Raw genomic sequence first — 17602 nt, 5'->3', positions numbered from 1 at the left:
GACCGCCTCTCTCCGCAATAACGATCATGTAACGGGCGCGAACCTTTCCCGGTAGATGGCCTGTCTTGATGGTCGTCGGCCCGCCTGGGCCAGGGGAGGCGTCGGATGAAGCTGGTGTGGAGGCGGGCCCGCGAGGCGCGAGGGTTGCTGGTCGCGGCGGTGATCGCTGCCCTCGTCGCCGTCGCGCTGGTCACTGGGCTGTCCGACTACAACCGTCGGGCGGTGGACGCCGGGCAGCGGGCTCTGGTCGCCGCCTCGCCCGCCGAGGAGCGCGGCCTTCTGGTCAGTGGCTCGGGTGGGCGGGACGCGGCCGAGTTCGCCACCCGGGACAAGGCGGTCCGAGCCGAGTTCGCCACCGGGCTCGGCGGCGTCCCGGTCAGTGTCACCGCCGCCCGTTACGGCACCGGCCGGGAGCTGACCGGCGACCTCGGGCAGATCCCGCGTACGGCCGACGAGCCGGTCTTCGCGAACCTGGCCACGCTCGCCGACCTCACCAGCCACGCGGAGCTGACCGGCGGAGCCTGGCCCACTCCCGGAGCGAACCCCGTCCAGGTGAGCCTGCCCGAGCGGGTCGCCGGCGCCCTCGGCCTGACCGTCGGCGAACGCGTCCCGGTGCGCGACCGGGCCACCGAACGACGCGGGGAGTTGATGCTCGCCGGCATCTGGCGGCCCCGCGACCCGGCGGACGCGTACTGGCTGCTGGCCCCCGGCGTGGGGGCGGGCAGTGCCGGTTCCGGCACCTCGTACGGGCCGTTCACGCTCGACCCGGTCGACTTCGCGGCCACCTTCCCGGGCTCGGTGTCGGCGTCCTGGCTGGCCCAACCGGACCTCGGCGCCGTCGACACCGCCGACCTGCCCGCCATTCGGAAAGCCCTCACCGAGGCGGTCTCGGCCGTTCCCGAGGCCGCCCAACTGGGCAGCTCCGGGCAGACGGTGACCAAGATGCCGCAGTTGCTGGACCGGATCGCCCGCGCCGACCTGGTGGGTCGCTCGTCGCTGGCCACCCCGCTGCTGCTCATCCTGGTGCTCGCCGGCTACGCGCTGGTGCTGGTCGCCGCGCTGCTGCACGAGGACCGCCGCCCACAGACCGCGCTGCTGCGCGCGCGAGGCGCCGCCCGTCGGCAGTTGGCCGGCCTGGCCGCCCGCGAGGCGACCCTGGTGGTCGCCCCGGCCGCCGTGCTCGGTCCGCTGATCGCCGCTGAGGCGCTGCGGTACGTCCGACCCGGCGGGTCGGGTGACCTCTCCACCGCCGGCGGCAACACCACACTGGTCTGGGCGGCGGCAGCGGCCACCGCGGCCGGCTGCCTCGTCGCCATGGTCCTTCCGACGCTCCGCGGCGCCGGGACGTACGTCGCCGACATGGCTGCCCGATCCCGGCCGAACCGGGCCGCGAGCGTCCAACGCGCCAGCGTGGACCTGGTGCTCGTGGCGCTCGCCGTGCTCGCCTGGGTGCAGCTACGCCGGTACGCCTCCCCGCTGGCCGGCTCGGGTGGCCAGCTCGGGATCGACCCGCTGCTGGTCGCCGCCCCGACGCTCGGCGTGCTGGCCGGTGCGGTGCTGGCGTTGCGGGTACTCCCGCCGCTCACCCGGTTCGCGGAACGGTTCGTCGACCGACGTCCCTGGACCGCCACCATGTTCGGCATGTGGCAGGCCGGCCGGCGTCCCCACGCCGGCCCGGTGCTGCTGCTCGCCCTCGCCGTCGGCGGCAGCACCCTGGCCTGGTCGCTGATCAGCACCGGCGAGCGGTCCCAGGTCGAGCAGGCCGGCCACACGGTCGGCGCCGACCTCCGGGTGACCGAACGGGCCGGCGTCGCCCCGCCCAACCGCGCCACGCAGCTCGCCGCGTTGCCGGGCGTGGACCGGGTGCTGCCGGCGTGGCGGGACGAGGTGCGCGTCGGACGGCAGAACCTGCCGGTGACAGTGATCGGTGTCGACCCGGCCAGCGCTCCCGGCGTCGTCCGCCTCGCCGACCGTCTCGCCGACGGGTCGGCCTCGCAGCAGTACCAGCGGATGCTTGCTGCGCGTGGGCCCGCCGGGGGAGTCGAGCTACCCGAGGGCACCCGCACGATCACCGGCATCGTCCGTACGCCTGTGGAAAAGCCCGACGAACCGCACCGGATCTCGGTGACGTTGCTGGTGACCAGCGCGGAGGGCCTCGCCTTCCGGCTGCCGGCTGCCGACGCACCGAGCGACGGGCGGGCTACGCGCTTCACGGTCCAACTGCCGGACGTGGAGGAAACGCGGTTCCGGGTGGCCGGGTTCGAAGCCGACGGCGGCCGGGCCGGCGGCGACTCGTACGGACTTCAGGTAGAGGGGCTGACGCTCATCGACGCGGACGGCAAGGCTCGCCCCGCCGATCTCGCCGGTGACTGGGCGGCGACCTGGGTCGAGGGACCGCGCGTGCCGGTGCGGAAGAGCGGCAGCGGATTCGTCGCCAGCCGTCCGGTGCAACGGTGGCCGGGCTTGGCGCGCATCGACCAGGGGCCCACCCGGTTCGTTGTCGTGCCGGCCGCGAAGGCGGCCGTGCCGGTGCTGATGACCCCCGGGGTCCGCGACGCGCTGAGCCTGCGCGTCGGCGACACCGTCGACTTCTCGCTCTCCGGGGCGACGCTGCCGGTGCACCTGGTTGGTGAGCTGAGCGCCGTGCCGACCACCGCCGCGGCAGGCGTGCTACTGGACCTGCCCGCAGCCGTCGACGCGCTGATCCGTTCCGGCGGGACACTGCGACAGGTACCGGAGTGGTGGGTCGGCGCCGGCGACGCGAACGCCGCCGCCCAGGCGGCCAGCGCACTTCCGGGCGTCACAGTGCTCAACCGGGAAGCGGCCATCAAGGCGGCCGCCGACGACCCGTACTGGCGCGGCTCGCGTACCGGGATGCTCGCCGCCGCGTTCGGCGCGGTGCTGCTCGCCCTCGTCGGCCTGATGGTGGACGTGTGGGCCACCGCCCGGCGTCGGCTCGGCGAGTTCGCGGTCCTGCACACCCTCGGCGCCACGCCCCGGCTGATGGCCCGGGCGCTGCTCGCCGAACAGACGTTCCTCGCCGGTATCGGCGTGGGCGTCGGGTTGTTACTCGGCACCGTGGTCGGCGCGACGATGGCTCCACTTGTCATCCTCACTCCGGCCGCCGGCCGGCCGACACCCCCGGCGGCGTTCGTGCTGCCCTGGGTGCCCATCGGCCTGACCGCTGTCGGTCTGCTGCTGGCGGCGCTCGCCTTCAGCGCGTTCATCGCCACCGGCATCCGTCAGCGGGTGGCGGCGGTGCAGCTGCGAATCGGGGGAGAACGATGAGCGTCGGGGCGGCCGTCCGGCGGGTCCGGGCGTACGGGGGGCAGTTCCTGCTGCTGGCGGTCCTGACCCTGGTGGTCACGCTGCTGATCAGTGGTGTGCCCCGGCTGGTCAACCGGCTCGCCGAACAGGGGCTGCGAGCGCAACTCAGCAGCGAGCCGGCCGCCCGCCGGGACCTCTCGTACACCACCAGCCCGGCGGCGGTGACGTCGCAGCGGACGGCGATGGGCAGTGCGGCCGAGCGGTTCGACGCCCTGGCCGCGGAGATGCCGCCGCAGGTGCGCTCGGCGGTGACCGAGCGGTGGTACAGCGTCGAGACCACGCCCGCCCGCGTGGTCGGGCCGGACCTGGCGGCCCGCAACCTGTTGGTCGACATGGGGCTACGGGCCATGCCCGACATTCAGGGGGCGAGCACCCTCGTCGACGGGGCGTGGCCGAGCGAGACGTACGTGCCCGACCGGCCGATCGAGGTGGCGCTCGACGTCGACGTGGCCCGCAAGCTCAACCTGCGCGCCGGCAGCCAACTGCGCATCGGCGCCACCGATGACAAGGGCAGGCTCACCGACGGTGTCCCGCTGACGGTGACCGGGCTGTTCCGCCCGGTCGACCGCGCGAACGGCATCTGGGACGGGCTCCCACAGCTGCTGCGGATCATCGAACCGCGCGGCGACGGCGAGCCGTTCGTCATCGTCGGCGTCGTCGCGCAGTCGCCCCTCAACAAGCGGGCCGCCGCGGGCTGGCCGATCCAGTCCAACTGGCGGTACCGACTGGGCGTCGACCGGATCGACGCACGCGAGCTGGACCAGCTGATCGACGGCCTTCAGGTGATGCAGCGCAACCAGCCGAAGGAACTCACCCTGACCCAGGGCGTCGACGTTCCGTTGCGCGCGTTCGCCGCCCAGATCGACGCCGTCCGGACCCTGCTCGCGGTGATCGCGGCCGGCGTCCTGGCCACCCTGGCGGGGCTCATCGTGCTCGCGGCGAGTCTCGCCACCCGACGGCGTCGCTCGGAGTTCGCGTTGCTGCGCGCCCGTGGGGGCGGGGCCACCGCCGGCGCCCGGCGCAGCCTCGCCGAGTCGGTGCTGGTGGTGCCGATCGCCGCCGTGCTGGGCTGGTGGCTGGGCACGCTGTTCCCCGGTGCACCGGATCCGACCACGCCGTACGTCATCGGCGCGGCCGTGCTGGTCACGCTGGCACTGCCGTTGGCGACGCTGGCCGTACCGGCCGGCGGAGCGGCTCGCCGGGACCTGATCCGGGTGCGCCCGTCGGCCCGTCGGCTCACCGTCGAAGTTTCCCTGCTGCTCCTGGCCGGGCTCGCCGCGGTGCTGCTGCGTCGGCGTGGTCTGACCCTCGGCGAGGTGGATCCACTGCTCGTGTCGGTGCCGGTGCTCCTCGCGATCGCTGCGGCGGTGCTGGCGCTGCGCGCGTACCCCTGGCCGTTGTTGCTGGTCAGCCGGCTGGCCGCGCGGACCAGGGGCAGCGTGGCGTTCCTCGGCACGGCCCGCGCCGGCCGCGCGGCGGTCGCCGCCCCGCTGGTCGTGGTGGTGCTGGCGATCGGTACGGCGGCGTTCTGCGCGGTCGTGGCCGCCGGCGTCGACGCGAGCCGGGAACGGGCCGCCGCGCAGATCGTGCCCGCCGACGCGGTGATCCGTGGGGAGCGCTTCGCACCCGACACCATCGACGAGCTGGGCCGCCTGCCGGGGGTCCGGGCCGTCACCCGGGTGCTGTACGAGGACGATGAGCGGCTCGCGTCCGACGAGGTCGGCACCGACGCCTTCATCGGGCAGACGGACGTCCTGCTCGTCGACGGCTCGGGGTTGGACACTGTGGCCCGCGACTCGCAGGTGGACCTGTCGATTCCCGCCGCGCTGCGCACCGCCGGGCCCGGCCCGGGTCCGCTGCCGGCGATCGTCTCACCGGCGGTCGCCGCCGACCTGGCCAAGGCCGGGCTGGACGACTCCGCCTTCATCTCGGTGCAGGGCCAGCGGTACGAGTTCCGGGTGGCCGGCACCCAGGACGGGTTCCCGATGCTGGCGGCGAACGCCAGCCGGTTCGTGATCCTGCCCTGGCAGGCCCTGCCGACGCGTACCACCACACCCGTGCCCACCAGCCTGCTGATCGCTGGGGACCCGCTGGATGCCGAGGCGCTACGCGTCGCCGGCGACCAGGGGCAGGAGCGCTACCAGCGGGACGGCACTGTCACCGGTCGGGAACGGATGATCGGGGTCACCGTCGACACCCGGGCGGAGGTCCGCCGGGATCTCGGCGAGGGCGGGGCGAACGGGGTGCTGGCCTTCGGGTTCGTGGCCGGCGCCGCCGGGGGCACAGTGCTCGGGCTGTTGGCCATCGCGTTCACCGTGTTGGCCGGCGCGCGCGCCCGGGGCCAGGTGCTGTCCCGGTTGCGCACCCTCGGCCTGTCCCGTCGACAGTGGCGAGGGCTGCTGCTTGTCGAGTTGACCCCGCTGGTCGCGGTGTCGGTGCTGACCGGCGCGCTCGTCGGCGCGGTGCTGCCCCTACTGCTCAACCCGGTGCTCGGCCTGTCCGCGTTCACCAGTGGTGTGCCCGTCCGGGTGGCTTTCGAGCCCACTCTGGTCGCCGCTGTGCTCGCGCTCGGGGCGGTCGCCCTCGGCTTCGCGGTCGCCGTCGAGGCCCTGAACAACCGCCGGTTGCGCCTCGGAGAGGTGCTTCGGCTCGGAGAGGAGAGCTGAGATGACCGCTACCGCCCAGACTCCACTGGTGCCTGACCTGGCCGCCCTGCAACAGCGGGCAGCACTTCGCGCCGCCGAGCGGGCCGGCGGGCAGGACCGCCTCCGCGGGCACATCGTCTGCGACGGCCTGGTGCGCATCTTCAAGACCGAGGGGGTGGAGGTGGTCGCCCTGCAGGGGCTCGACCTGGTCATCGACCGCGGTGAGCTGGTGGCGATCGTCGGCGCCTCCGGTTCGGGCAAGTCGACACTGCTCAACATCCTCTCCGGCCTGGACACCCCGACCGCCGGTATCGCCCGGGTGGCCGACTACGACCTGCTCTCGCTCTCGGCCAAGCGACGGCTGAGCTACCGCCGGCAGCTGGTTGGGTTCGTCTGGCAGCAGACCGGACGCAACCTGCTGCCGTACCTCAGCGCGTTGGAGAACGTCGAGCTGCCGATGCAGTTGGCCGGCAAGCGCAGCCGCAAGGCCCGCCGGGAGCGGGCGCGGGAACTGCTCGACCTGGTCGGCGTGGGCTACTGCGCCGATCGGCGCCCCGGGCAGCTCAGCGGTGGCGAACAGCAGCGGGTCGCGGTGGCGGTGGCGGTGGCCAACGACCCGGAGGTGCTCTTCGCCGACGAGCCGACCGGTGAGCTGGACGAGGCGACCGGCGCGGAGGTCTTCGCGGCGCTGCGCACCATCAACGCGGAACTGGGCGTGACCATCGTGGTCGTCACCCACGACCACGCCGTGGCCACGCAGGTCCGCCGGACCGTCGCGATCCGCGACGGCCGGACCGCCTCCGAGGTACGCCGGACCGCGCGGATCGACGCTGACGGCAACACCGAGCTGGTCAGCGAGGAGTACGCGGTGCTGGACCGCAACGGTCGGATGCAGCTGCCGGCCGCGTTCGTCGACGCGCTCTCGCTGAAGGAGCGGGTCCGGCTCGACCTGGAGCCGGACCATGTGCAGGTACGGCCCGGCAACCGGGCCTCGGAGGAGCGGGGAGCACGGGCATGAGCCGGCAGGACAGGGTGGTGACCGGCGCGTCCGGGTTCGGCGGCGCGTCCGCGGCGGACCCGGACGAGGTGGTCCGGGTCAGTGGGGTCAGCCGGACCTTCGGCAGTGGTGAGCACGCCGTGTACGCGGTGCGGGACGTCTCGTTCACCGCCAACCGGGGCGAGTTGGTCGCCATCCGAGGCCGGTCCGGGGCTGGCAAGACGACGCTTCTGAACCTGATCGGCGGGCTGGACCGGCCGGACAGCGGTCAGGTGGTGGTGGCCGGGCACGAGGTCACCTCCGCCGGGGAGGCGGAGCTGCTGCGGCTGCGCCGGGGGACCGTCGGGTTCGTGTTCCAGACCTTCGGGCTGGTGCCGATCCTCTCCGCCGCCGAGAACGTGGGCGTGCCGTTGCGCCTGGCCCAGGTGCCGGCCGCGGAGCGGGAAGAGCGCGTCGCGGTGCTGCTGGAACTCGTCGGCCTGGGCGGGCACGCCGCGCAGCGCCCGTACGAACTCTCCGGTGGCCAGCAGCAGCGGGTCGCTGTGGCCCGTGCGTTGGCCAACGAGCCGGACCTGCTCATCGCCGACGAGCCCACCGGTCAGCTCGACTCGGAAACCGGTCGATCCATCATGGACCTGCTGCGTGCGGTGGTGCACGCCCGCGGCATGACGGCCCTGGTGGCCACGCACGACCCGGCCCTGATCGACCTCGCCGACCGGGTGCTCGTCCTGCGCGACGGACGCCTGGTCGACGGCTGACCCCTGCCGAACGGCTGACCGCTGCCGGACCGCTGCCCGGTGGTGCCCCACGCCCCTCGCGGTGCGGCGCTTCGGCTGTCAGCGCGACAGCGCGTGGGCGACGGGTCGGTCGACGGCGGGTTGGGCGACGGCTGGTTGGGCGACGGCTGGTTGGGCGACGGATGGTTGGGCGACGGATGGTGGTCGCGCTCGCTGTGGAGCTGATGTCGTCAACGAATCGCCGGGGGTGACTCGTCTACGACATCAGCTCCAGAGCGTTGTACGGCGGTAGGACAAGGAAGTTTCCCTACTGCGTCTGGTCAGGCCGGTCATGGTTGCGTCGGTCGGTTTTTTGGCCGTCAGGAAGGGACCCGGCGAGCGGGATCAGCAGGCAGCCCAGCAGGGCGAGCAGAAGACCGGCGCCCGGCCCGGTCGAGATCAACTCGTGTTCGACGTAGGGGTCCTCGGCCTCGAAATACCAGTACGCCCCGGTGAGGCTGCCGCAAGCGAGCACGTTGGAGACGAGCATCCCCAGGCTGGCCTGCCGCCAGGCCCAGCGGGCCGGGCCGACGTTGGCGAGCGACAGCACCGCGAACACGGCGGCGATCACCGCGAACGGCAGCGCCCAGCCGAGCACCTTCGAACCCGGAGTGGTGTCCGTCCGATCCAGGTAGACACTGCGCCAGGCGGGTAGCCAGAACGCGACGATGAGCAGGAGGACGCCGACCGCCAGGAGCGCCGACCCAGTCTGCCGCCATGGCGGGCGCGACGGTGCGGCGCCGGGCATGGTCGGCCTGCTCATGGCAGCGAACGTAACCCGATCGGGGCGACTCCCGCTGCCCCCGCCACGTGGGGGCGTGACGCCGGCTCAGAGCCTTAGCTTCATGCCCTCGTGGCTGGCCACGAAGCCGAGGCTCAGGTAGAAGCGGTGCGCGTCCTCGCGGGTCTTGTCGGTGGTGAGCTGCACCAGGGCGCAGCCGCGCTGCCGAGCCTGGTCGACCGCCCAGATCATCAGGTCTCGGCCCAGCCCCTGGCCACGCCGGTCGGAGCGGACCCGGACCGACTCGATCAGCGATCGCTCGCTGCCGTGCCGACCCAGACCCGGGATGTAGGTGATCTGCAGGCAGCCGACCAGTTCGCCATCCTGCTCGGCCACGATCAGCTGGTTGCGCGGGTCCGCGTCGATGTCAGCGAACGCCCTCTCGTACGCCTCGTCGACCTCGGTGACGTCGCGGGCCTTGCCCAGGACGTCGTCGGCGAGCAGGGCGATGACGGCGGGCAGGTCAGCCCGGACCGCCTCCCGGTAGATCACGTCGCTCATGCCGGTGATCCTGACACAGCGAAACCGGCGAATGGGTCTGTGTCGGTTGCGGGCAACGGGCAGCATGGGGCGGCATGGAGCTACTGCTGCTGCCGTTCCGCTGGGTGTACCGGGGTTTGGTGTGGTTCGCGAACTCGCCCCGCACGCTGATCACCTCGTACCTGTTGATGATCGTGGTGGCCGGGGTCATCTACGGGGAGGTCGAGCAGCGCAGCCCGGCCGACGCCGTCTGGTGGGCGGTGGTGACCGCCTCCACCGTCGGATACGGCGACATCTCGCCGACCACCTGGGCGGGCCGCACACTGGCGGCGCTGCTCATCTCGACCATGGTGCTGCTGGTCATCCCGCTGATCACCGCGCACTTCGCGAGCCGGCTCATCGTCGACGACAACGCCTTCGAGCATGAGGAGCAGGAGCAGCTCAAGGCCGACGTGCGCCGGATGCGGGCGCTGCTGGAGGAGTTGGCCGCCCGGCAGGGGATCGATCTGCTCCCACTGCCGCCGACAGAGCCGGTCAGCGGGCCGGGCAGCGCTGCCCCTCCGGTGGCACAGTCAGGTCGATCAGGTAGGCGTCGACCGCGTTGGTGATGCAGGACGTCTGCGGGTAGGCGGTGTGCCCCTCGCCCTCCCAGGTCAGCACCCGACCGACGCCCAGCATCGACGCGAGCCGTGGGGTCTGCTCGTACGGTGTCGCCGGGTCGCCGGTGGTGCCGACCACCACGATCGGCGGTGCGCCGTTCGCCTTCCCGGTCGGGTACGGGTCGCGCCCGCCCGGCCACTCGACACAGCTCAACATGCCCACCGCCAACGCCGGCCCGAACAGCGGGTATTTGCCGCGCCACTCGGACTGCAACTGCCGGATCTGCGCCCGGCTCGGCTTCTCCGTCTCGTCGGCGCAGTTGATGGCCAGATTGGCGTCGAACAGGTTCGAGTAGTGCCCGTCGTCCTCCCGGCCGGCGTACGCGTCGGCGAGCCGGAACACGTCCTTCGGGTCGCCCTCGGCCAGCTTGTCGATCGCCTGGGCCAGCTCCTGCCAGCCGGATTCGGTGTAGAGCGAGGAGATGACGGCGTAGAACACCCAGCCGGACGTGGCCTCCCGCCCGTCCGCGCCGCGGACCGGGGAGACCTTGGCCTTGTCGATGGCCGAGGTGACAGCGGCGCGGGCGTCCGGGGCGATCGGGCAGCGGCCGGCGTTCGCCGCGCACCAGCGCGTGAAGTTGGTGAAGGCCCGTTCGAAGCCGCGGGCCTGGCTCTCCGAGCCCTCGACCAGCCGCTGCTGCGGGTCGACAGCGCCGTCGAGCACCAGCGCCCGCACCCGCTGCGGGTAGAGCTGGGCGTACGTGGCACCGAGCAGGGTGCCGTACGAGTAGCCCAGGTAGGTGAGCTTGTCGTCGCCCACGGCGGCGCGTACCGCGTCCATGTCGCGGGCGGCCTGCTCGGTGCCGTACAGCGGCAACTGGTCGCCGTAGCGGTCGCCGCAACCGCGCCCGATCCGCTGACTCAGGCCGACGAAGCCGTCGAATGCCGACTGGCTCGCCGGGTCCGGGTCGAAGCCGAAGCTCGCGTCCAGGTCGCCGTCGGAGATGCACTTCACCGGGCTGGACCGGGAGACCCCGCGCGGGTCGAAGCCGACGATGTCGAAGCGCTCGGTGATCGAGGCGGGCAGCCCGCCGAACTGGGGGCCGAAGGAGAGGTAGACGGCGGTGTCGACACCGGAGCCGCCCGGGCCGCCCGGGTTGATCACCAACGAGCCGATCCGGTCGCGCTGCTTGGTGGACCGGGCGCGCAGCAGGGCGACCTCGAAGGTCTGCCCGGCGCCCGGGCCGGCGCTCGCTCCGCCGCCGGTGCCCCAGTCGCGAGGCACCGCGATCCGGGTGCACTCGTAGCGCATGTTCGGTGCGCTCCGCCCGACCAGCTCGTCGGGCACCTCCGGGCAGGGCCGCCAGTTCGGTGCGCTGCCGGTCGGGGCAGCCGCGCCCTCCACTTCGGTGCGCGGCGCGAACGCCGGCAGCGTGCAACCGGCGGTGAGCAGCGCGGCGACGCCGAAGGCGGCCAGGGTGCGACGGACCCGGCGGCTGGTCGCCATCCGAGGCTGGTCGGCGGTGCGGGTCACGTGGTCCTCCGGAATCGGGTCGGCGGCCAGGCTACGCCGAGCCGCTGGCGGCTCGGTCCACGGTGGCCGTCGGGTCGCCGCGCAGCACCTGGTCCACGTCGAAGCGAATCGGCCGGTCGAGCTGGTCGTAGCGGCAGGATCGGGGGTCGCGGTCCGGGCGCCACCGAACGAACTGGGCGGTGTGCCGGAACCGTTCGCCCTCCATGGCGTCGTAGCCCACCTCGACCACCAGCTCCGGGCGCACCGGCTCCCACTCCAGGTTCTTCGTGCCGGTCCATCGGCTGACCCCACCCGGGATGCGTTGGCCACGCTCGTGGTCGCCGTGCACCCACGGGTGCTCGCCGCCGGTGTCCCGATAGGGCGCCAGCTCGTCGAGCAACTCGGCCCGTCGGGCCATGCTGAACGACGCGCTCACGCCCACGTGGTGCAGGACCCCGGCGTCGTCGTACAGGCCGAGCAGCAGCGAGCCCACCACCGGGCCGGACTTGTGCCAGCGGAAGCCGGCCACCACCGCGTCGGCGGTGCGGGCATGCTTGACCTTGAACATCAGTCGCTTGCCCGGCTCGTACGGCAGGTCGGCCGGCTTGACGATCAAACCGTCCAGCCCGGCGCCCTCGAAGACGTCGAACCAGCGCCGCGCGGTGTCCGGATCGGTGGTGACCTGGGTGACGTGCACCGGCGGGCGCACCCCGGCCAGGGCCTCGACCAGCCGCTGCCGGCGGCGCGGGTAGGGCTGGTCGAGCAGGGCCTCGTCACCGATCGCCAGCAGGTCGAACGCGACGAAGTCGGCCGGGGTGGTCTCGGCCAGCATCTTCACCCGGGACGCGGCCGGGTGGACGCGCTGGGCCAGCAGCTCGAAATCCAGCCGGGGCTGGCCGCTCGGCCCGTCGCGCCGAATCACGATCAACTCGCCGTCGACCGCACACCGCTCCGGCAGCTGCCGGCGGGCCTGCTCAACCACCTCGGGGAAGTAGCGGGTCATCGACTTGCCGCCCCGGCTGGCCAACTCGACCTCGTCGCCGTCGCGGAAGACGATGCACCGGAACCCGTCCCACTTGGGCTCGTAGGTCACCCCGGGCGTGGTGGGCAGCTTGGGAACGCTCTTGGCCAGCATCGGCTCGACCGGGGGGTTGATCGGCAGGTCCACGCCGACCAGTCAATCAGACGGTGCCGACAGCCGTGAGGCAGATCACCGTGGATGGCGGGGCGGCGTGTCCGGCTACGCACCGCTCGTCCCCGCCGGGCGAATCTAATAACCCCAGGTCAGAGCTACTTTCGCGAGGTGTCCGAGTGGGTCTGTGGCTGCTGCGGGCGGTGGCGGGTGAGCGTCGAGCTGATCCGGGGCCGCCACCGCTTCCGGCTGACCCGCCGCTACCCGGAGCGGTTCGGCGGCGGTCGAAACGTGCTCGGTGAGGTCGGCTCGGTGCCCGAGCTGGAGGAACTGCTGCGTCGGCGTACCCCGCTCACCCTGGCCGATCTGCACGAGGCCGCCTGACCGGCGCGCGGCGGCGGCGCGCGGTGTGCGGCCCGCAGGAGCGGGGTGCCAGGCCCGAGCCACCTCCACTGAGGAGGGTCGGACGGGATCGAGCGGCGGTGTCACAATGCTCCCGGCGGACTCGTCTGCACCCGTGGCGGTGCCGAGCGGCGCCGCCGGGGAGGGGACACCATGCGGTTCGAGGCCGACACCGAGATCGCCGCGGACGCCGAGCAGGTCTGGGCGGTGCTGGTCGACGTGCCCCGCTGGCCCGAGTGGACGGACTCGGTCACCCGGGCCGAGCGGGGGGAGTCGGGGCCGCTCGCCGTCGGCGCGACCGCACGACTGACCCAGCCGAAGCTGCGGCCGGCGGTCTGGCGGGTCACCGAGCTGACCGAGCGTCGGGAGTTCGTCTGGGTCTCCGACGCCCCCGGCGTACGGACCACGGCGGAGCACCGGCTGCTGCCGCTGCCCGACGGGCGTACCCGCGTCGAGTTGGCCTTCAGCCAGTCCGGGCCGCTGGCCGGCCTGATCGGCCGGCTGTACGGCGGGCTGTTCCGCCGCTACGTGCGGATGGAGGCCGACGGGCTCAGGCGTCGCTGCGAGCGGGGCTGACGGCCGGCTTCTCCAACACGGCCAACGAGATGCCGTTCGGGTCCGGGCGGTGCGCCACGATCCGGTAGCCGTGCCGCTGGTACAACAGCAGGTTGCGCGCGCTGTCCGCGCCGGTGAACAGTGTGAATCGGGCCGCCCGGCCGGCACAGGCCCGCTCGATGGCGCCGAGCAGCTGCGCCCCGACACCCCGCCCCTGCTGGTCCGGGGCGACCGAGAGACGGCCGACGTGCGCGGTGTCCCCGTCCAGGTGGGCCCGCACCGAGCCGACCAGTCGGTGCCCCAACCGGGCGGCGAGCACGATGCTCGGGCCGGCCAGCACCGCCGCGACCTCGTCCAACGTCTCGGTCAGCGGAGGCAGGAACGGATCGCCGTAGTGCTGCGCCTCGCTCAGGTACGCGGCGCGCTGCACGGTGAGGATCTCGCCGGCGTCCGCGACACCGGCCGGGATGATGCTCGCCTCGGCGTTCATCGGGGCAGCACACCACAGCCGCCGTCGCCATCGACGGGCGGCCCGGCCGCGCCGGTCGTACCCTGACCGTGTCCGGTCGAGGTCGAGGGGGAACGGTGGCCGAGCTGACGTACCCGGAGGTGGGGTCGACCCGGCACGGGCCGCTGCCCGGCGGATACCACCACCTGCGCCACCGGTATCCGTTGCCCGGCGGCTGCTTCGACACCGCCGCCGACGCGGTGTTGAGCTGGCGGCTGCACCGCGCCGCCGGCGTCCGGATCCGCACCGACGCGCTGCGGGCCACCGCCGGCGTGCTGGTGACCTCCGGCCTCGGGGTTGGCCCGGCCCGCCTCTGGGGGCCGTGCCAGGTGGTCTGGAGCGCGGACTCGCCCACCCTCGCCGGTTTCGGCTACGGCACCCTGCCCGGGCACCCGGAGCGGGGCGAGGAGGCGTTCGAGGTCGTCCGCGACGACGCCGGCGCGGTCTGGTTCGAGGTCCGCGCGTTCAGCCTGCCGGACCGCTGGTTCACCCGCGCCGGAGGCCCGGCGGTTCGCGCCGTGCAGCACACGTACGCCTGGTGGCTCGGCCGTACCCTGCGTCGGCTCTGCGCCGGTCGCTGACCGCAGTGGCGTTGGCGAGACCCTAGAACCGGGCGAACGAGCGGATCGGGGCGCGCGGGCCGTACTTCGGTGCCCGGATGCCGGCCGCCTCCAACAGCAGACACACCCGACCCCGGTGACCTCGGAACGGCTCCAGCAGGGCCATCATCCGGGCGTCGTCGCCCCTCGGTTCGGCGGCGAGCGCCCAGGCCACAGTGTTCGGGATGTGGTAGTCGCCGACGCTGACCGCGTCCGGGTCGCCGTACGCGATCCGGACCACCTCGGCGGCCGTCCACGGCCCGATGCCGGGGATCGCGGTCAGCCGGCGGGTGGCGTCGGTGGCGTCGGTGCTGCGCTCCAGGCGGTCGGCGAGCGCCGCGGCGCGACGGAGCGTGTCGGCCCGGCGCTGCTCCACCCCGAACGGATGGAACACCCAGTACGGGGTGGCGGCCACGGCGGCTGCCTCGGGCGGCAGGAGCAGCGGCTGCAACGGGCCGGGAGCCGGCTCCCGGAAGTGCCGCACCATCGCCGCGTACGCCCGGTAGGCCTCCTTGCCGGTGACCTTCTGCTCGAAGACCGCGCGCAGCAGCCGGGGGAAGACCTCCCCGGTGGCGGGCATCCGGAGCCCTCGGTGCTCCCGGGCCAGCCGGGCGACCAGCGGGTGCGCCGCGGCCAGCTCGGTGAAGCCGGTCAGGTCGTCGCGCAGCCCCGCGATCGCGTCGGCGCGGACGAGGACGTGCTCGGCGCCGGGCCCGTACCCCTCCGCGAGCAACTCGCCGCCGGCCGGTCGCAGCGCGAGCGTGGCCGGACCGTCCGGGGTGCGCGTGGCCCACCAGAAGGTGCCGGCCGCCACCCGGGCGCACGGGTCGTACGGGCTGAAGGTGAGCGCGCGGACCGAGGCGGTCAGCCGGTAGCCGACCGGTGGGTGCAGCACCCTGGTCGCGGCGGGCTCCGTGGCGGTCACCCCGCCACTGTGCCAGGCACCGAGGCGGCACGGATAGCCGGTATACCGGTGCACGGCCGGATCCGGCAGCAGCGGGAAGACATCATCGGTCCACCGTTGTGCCGCATTCGTACCAACCGAACGGACAGAATTAGGTGGGCGAAATAGGGCAAGACGATTATATGTGACGATTGTCGGTGGGCGGGGCATCGATCGTGTGGTTGTTTGATGACCAGTAGGTGAAGATGCTGCTACGGGCTCACCTGCGGCGGCTATACCCGTCCGGAACGGGCAGGCCCGGGGTTGGGCGGTGGTCGGTGATCCGCGGCAGTCGCCGCGTGCGCCTCAACCCTGCCCAGCTCGTCGCGCAGCGTTACGGGGAGCTGTGGAGAGGCATGCGGTGATGGCTGCGCGAGTTTACGTCCGTTCAGAACGACCTCCCGCATGATCGCTCTACGGATCTACCGCGCGCTGCCCCCACCTGTGCGGCGCCGACTGGTCAACCTGCTTCCCGCGCACCGACGGATGGGGGTCGTGCGTACCCTCTCCGGGCCGCGCGGGGGCGGCACTGTCCACCCGCTGGGTGCCTGCGTGACGGTGCCTGACGGCGGCGTCCGTACCCGGGCCGAGGTGGTCGCCACGGCCACGCCGTTGGAGCTGTGGCACCGCAACCTGACGGCGGTCACGAGTGCCCTGGAGTCGGCCGGCATCGACTACCACTGCCTGCGTAACGATGACTTCCTCCGCAGCTCCGTAGCGGTTCTCGACGACCACCGTGCCGCCGTCAGTCGGCTGGTGCGGTCGGCGCCCGCGCTGGAGGGCGCGCACGTCCGGGTCGTCGAGGTGCTGCCCGGCCGGGATCAGCCGGAGGCGGCGCCGGCAGAGGTGTTCCAGATCTGGTTCCCGATGACCGACGCCCGAGCGGGCGTGGTCCTCGGCGCGCAGTTCGCCTGCGAGGTCGAGTTCTGGACGCGACACGACGACGTGGTCCGCGCCCCCCGGCACAACGCGGTGATCGACGAGGCGCCCGCCGGGGCGGAGCCGGTCCGGGTCGCCGCCGCGCTGCTCAGCCACTTCGTGCCCGAGGCGGACGACCACACGTACCGCACCCGGCGGGATCTCACCGTTCGCGCCCCGGACCGGGTGGGCTTTCCGATCGACGCCGTCTACACCTGGGTGGACGGTTCGGACCCGGAGTGGTTGAAGCGGAAGATGGCCGCACTCGGCACCCCCGATGGTCCGCTGCACGCGATCGCGGCGAACACTTCGCGCTACCACAACCGCGACGAGCTGCGGTATTCGATGCGCTCGCTGCACAGCTTCGCACCGTGGCTACGCCGGATCTTCCTGATCACCGACAGTCAGTTGCCCAGTTGGCTCGACCCGACCCACCCGATGGTCACCGTCGTGTCGCACGCCGAGCTCTTCGCCGACCTCGGCGGTCAGTCGTCGTTCAACTCCCACGCCATCGAGGCCCGGCTGCACCGCATCGACGGTCTGGCCGAACACTTCCTCTACCTCAACGACGACGTCTTCCTGGGCCGGCCGCTGCTGCCGACGCACTTCTTCCACGCCAACGGGATCGCGAAGTTCTTCCTGTCACCGGCGCAGTTCGGGCTGGGTGAGGCGAAGCCGACCGACGCGCCGGTGAAGGCTGCCGGAAAGAACAACCGCCGGCACATCCAGCGGCAGTTCGGCGTCACGATCACCCAGAAGATGAAGCACACGCCGTTCGCACTCCGGCGCAGCATCATGCGCCAGATCGAGGTCACCCTGCAGGCGGACGTGACGGCGACCGCCCAGCACCGCTTCCGCCACCACGGCGACCTCTCCATCCCGTCGTCGCTGCACCAGTACTGGGCGTACCTGACCGCGCAGGCGGTCCCCGGGGACATCGAGTACGAGTACGCCGACCTTGGTCATCCCTCGACGCCCGCCCGCCTCACCGAGTTGCTCGCTCGTCGGCACCGTGACGTCTTCTGCCTCAACGACACCGACTCGGACCCGAACGCGTTCCAGGAGCAGGAGAGCATGCTGGCCGACTTCCTGCCGCGCTACCTCCCCTTCGCGGCCCCGTTCGAGCTGCCCGACGACGTGATCGCCGAACGCCGGAAGCTCGGGGCCACCGACCTGTGGCGACAGGCTCGCGGCGCGGATCGGCGCGGCAGGCAGTTGGACGCGCCGACGACCCCCGCACTCCGGGTCGGCCGGCATGCGGACTCGGCAGTGGTGCACAAACCCCGGGTAGGACCGCGGCTGGACGCGCCGACGTTACCCTCGGGCCGCATCGCCTCCGGCCGGCATGCCGCCCACCAGGCGGAGGATCGCCGCCCGGGATCGGACCTTCCGCCGCGGTAGAACCGAAGTCGAGGTTCCCGCTGAGC

Annotated in this window: 15 protein-coding genes; 9 read left to right on the top strand and 6 right to left on the bottom strand. The window is 72.9% G+C overall.

Features of this window, described 5'->3' with window-relative positions:
* Positions 1-105: 105 nt before the first annotated feature.
* The 4 genes from ABZS40_RS04135 to ABZS40_RS04120 are packed head-to-tail and all read left to right on the top strand — an operon-like array spanning position 106 to position 7727.
* On the top strand, positions 106-3288 hold the full coding sequence (locus ABZS40_RS04135) for an ABC transporter permease (protein ID WP_354941719.1): 3183 nt from the start codon (positions 106-108) through the stop codon (positions 3286-3288).
* Positions 3285-5993: an FtsX-like permease family protein gene (locus ABZS40_RS04130; RefSeq protein WP_354941717.1), complete on the top strand. Its 2709-nt coding sequence runs from the start codon at positions 3285-3287 to the stop codon at positions 5991-5993. Before ABZS40_RS04135 ends, ABZS40_RS04130 begins: the two co-directional genes overlap by 4 nt.
* 1 nt (position 5994) lies before the next feature.
* Entirely contained in the window at positions 5995-6990 is a 996-nt protein-coding gene (locus tag ABZS40_RS04125) for an ABC transporter ATP-binding protein (RefSeq protein ID WP_354941715.1), read from the top strand.
* Positions 6987-7727 carry an ABC transporter ATP-binding protein gene (locus ABZS40_RS04120; RefSeq protein WP_354941713.1) on the top strand — a complete coding sequence of 247 codons (741 nt, stop codon included), beginning with the start codon at positions 6987-6989 and terminating at the stop codon, positions 7725-7727. The genes ABZS40_RS04125 and ABZS40_RS04120 overlap by 4 nt, the downstream gene beginning before the upstream one ends.
* Before the next feature lie 286 nt (positions 7728-8013).
* On the opposite strand, the gene ABZS40_RS04115 is transcribed toward ABZS40_RS04120, so the two are convergent.
* Both ABZS40_RS04115 and ABZS40_RS04110 read right to left on the bottom strand, forming a co-directional pair.
* Positions 8014-8508, bottom strand: coding sequence for a hypothetical protein (locus tag ABZS40_RS04115; protein ID WP_354941711.1), 495 nt, complete (start codon positions 8506-8508; stop codon positions 8014-8016).
* 66 nt (positions 8509-8574) lie between these two features.
* Positions 8575-9027 carry a GNAT family N-acetyltransferase gene (locus ABZS40_RS04110; RefSeq protein WP_354941709.1) on the bottom strand — a complete coding sequence of 151 codons (453 nt, stop codon included), beginning with the start codon at positions 9025-9027 and terminating at the stop codon, positions 8575-8577.
* A 74-nt stretch (positions 9028-9101) separates the two neighbouring features.
* On the opposite strand from ABZS40_RS04110, the gene ABZS40_RS04105 reads away from it, so the two are divergent.
* The gene (locus tag ABZS40_RS04105) at positions 9102-9614 is read left to right on the top strand and encodes an ion channel (protein ID WP_354941708.1); all 513 of its coding nucleotides are present in this window, start codon (positions 9102-9104) and stop codon (positions 9612-9614) included.
* Here ABZS40_RS04105 and ABZS40_RS04100 read toward each other — a convergent pair.
* Both ABZS40_RS04100 and ABZS40_RS04095 read right to left on the bottom strand, forming a co-directional pair.
* Entirely contained in the window at positions 9541-11112 is a 1572-nt protein-coding gene (locus ABZS40_RS04100; RefSeq protein ID WP_354942078.1) for an alpha/beta hydrolase, read from the bottom strand. The two genes, ABZS40_RS04105 and ABZS40_RS04100, sit on opposite strands and share 74 nt — an antisense overlap.
* Positions 11113-11170: 58 nt before the next feature.
* Complete coding sequence (locus tag ABZS40_RS04095) at positions 11171-12286, bottom strand: ATP-dependent DNA ligase (protein ID WP_354941706.1); 1116 nt, start codon at positions 12284-12286, stop codon at positions 11171-11173.
* A 135-nt stretch (positions 12287-12421) separates the two neighbouring features.
* Between ABZS40_RS04095 and ABZS40_RS04090 the strand changes: the two genes are divergently transcribed.
* Together ABZS40_RS04090 and ABZS40_RS04085 are read left to right on the top strand one after the other, a co-directional pair.
* Positions 12422-12634 carry a hypothetical protein gene (locus ABZS40_RS04090; RefSeq protein WP_354941704.1) on the top strand — a complete coding sequence of 71 codons (213 nt, stop codon included), beginning with the start codon at positions 12422-12424 and terminating at the stop codon, positions 12632-12634.
* A 171-nt stretch (positions 12635-12805) separates the two neighbouring features.
* The gene (locus ABZS40_RS04085) at positions 12806-13228 is read left to right on the top strand and encodes an SRPBCC family protein (protein WP_354941702.1); all 423 of its coding nucleotides are present in this window, start codon (positions 12806-12808) and stop codon (positions 13226-13228) included.
* On the opposite strand, the gene ABZS40_RS04080 is transcribed toward ABZS40_RS04085, so the two are convergent.
* Positions 13203-13697, bottom strand: coding sequence for a GNAT family N-acetyltransferase (locus tag ABZS40_RS04080; protein WP_354941700.1), 495 nt, complete (start codon positions 13695-13697; stop codon positions 13203-13205). The two genes, ABZS40_RS04085 and ABZS40_RS04080, sit on opposite strands and share 26 nt — an antisense overlap.
* Before the next feature lie 95 nt (positions 13698-13792).
* On the opposite strand from ABZS40_RS04080, the gene ABZS40_RS04075 reads away from it, so the two are divergent.
* On the top strand, positions 13793-14296 hold the full coding sequence (locus ABZS40_RS04075; RefSeq protein WP_354941698.1) for a DUF1990 domain-containing protein: 504 nt from the start codon (positions 13793-13795) through the stop codon (positions 14294-14296).
* 22 nt (positions 14297-14318) lie between these two features.
* Here ABZS40_RS04075 and ABZS40_RS04070 read toward each other — a convergent pair whose 3' ends face one another.
* Positions 14319-15239 carry a DNA-3-methyladenine glycosylase 2 family protein gene (locus ABZS40_RS04070; RefSeq protein ID WP_354941696.1) on the bottom strand — a complete coding sequence of 307 codons (921 nt, stop codon included), beginning with the start codon at positions 15237-15239 and terminating at the stop codon, positions 14319-14321.
* 423 nt (positions 15240-15662) lie between these two features.
* Here ABZS40_RS04070 and ABZS40_RS04065 point away from each other — a divergent pair, with 423 nt between their 5' ends.
* Positions 15663-17576 (top strand): stealth family protein, encoded by a 1914-nt coding sequence (locus ABZS40_RS04065; protein ID WP_354941694.1) that lies wholly within the window; start codon positions 15663-15665, stop codon positions 17574-17576.
* Positions 17577-17602: the final 26 nt, after the last annotated feature.

Source organism: Micromonospora sp. NPDC005324, assembly GCF_040607155.1.
Taxonomy (GTDB): Bacteria; Actinomycetota; Actinomycetes; order Mycobacteriales; family Micromonosporaceae; genus Micromonospora; species Micromonospora trifolii.
Note: the sequence above shows the minus strand (reverse complement) of the source record. Positions and strands in the feature narration are given on the sequence as shown.

Bases quoted from the DNA above. Each gene is read 5' to 3' on its own strand.
- ABZS40_RS04135 (WP_354941719.1), top strand. From the start codon at position 106: ATGAAGCTGGTGTGGAGGCGGGCCCGCGAGGCGCGAGGGTTGCTGGTC.
- ABZS40_RS04130 (WP_354941717.1), top strand. From the start codon at position 3,285: ATGAGCGTCGGGGCGGCCGTCCGGCGGGTCCGGGCGTACGGGGGGCAG.
- ABZS40_RS04125 (WP_354941715.1), top strand. From the start codon at position 5,995: ATGACCGCTACCGCCCAGACTCCACTGGTGCCTGACCTGGCCGCCCTG.
- ABZS40_RS04120 (WP_354941713.1), top strand. From the start codon at position 6,987: ATGAGCCGGCAGGACAGGGTGGTGACCGGCGCGTCCGGGTTCGGCGGC.
- ABZS40_RS04115 (WP_354941711.1), bottom strand. From the start codon at position 8,508: ATGAGCAGGCCGACCATGCCCGGCGCCGCACCGTCGCGCCCGCCATGG.
- ABZS40_RS04110 (WP_354941709.1), bottom strand. From the start codon at position 9,027: ATGAGCGACGTGATCTACCGGGAGGCGGTCCGGGCTGACCTGCCCGCC.
- ABZS40_RS04105 (WP_354941708.1), top strand. From the start codon at position 9,102: ATGGAGCTACTGCTGCTGCCGTTCCGCTGGGTGTACCGGGGTTTGGTG.
- ABZS40_RS04100 (WP_354942078.1), bottom strand. From the start codon at position 11,112: ATGGCGACCAGCCGCCGGGTCCGTCGCACCCTGGCCGCCTTCGGCGTC.
- ABZS40_RS04085 (WP_354941702.1), top strand. From the start codon at position 12,806: ATGCGGTTCGAGGCCGACACCGAGATCGCCGCGGACGCCGAGCAGGTC.
- ABZS40_RS04080 (WP_354941700.1), bottom strand. From the start codon at position 13,697: ATGAACGCCGAGGCGAGCATCATCCCGGCCGGTGTCGCGGACGCCGGC.
- ABZS40_RS04065 (WP_354941694.1), top strand. From the start codon at position 15,663: ATGATCGCTCTACGGATCTACCGCGCGCTGCCCCCACCTGTGCGGCGC.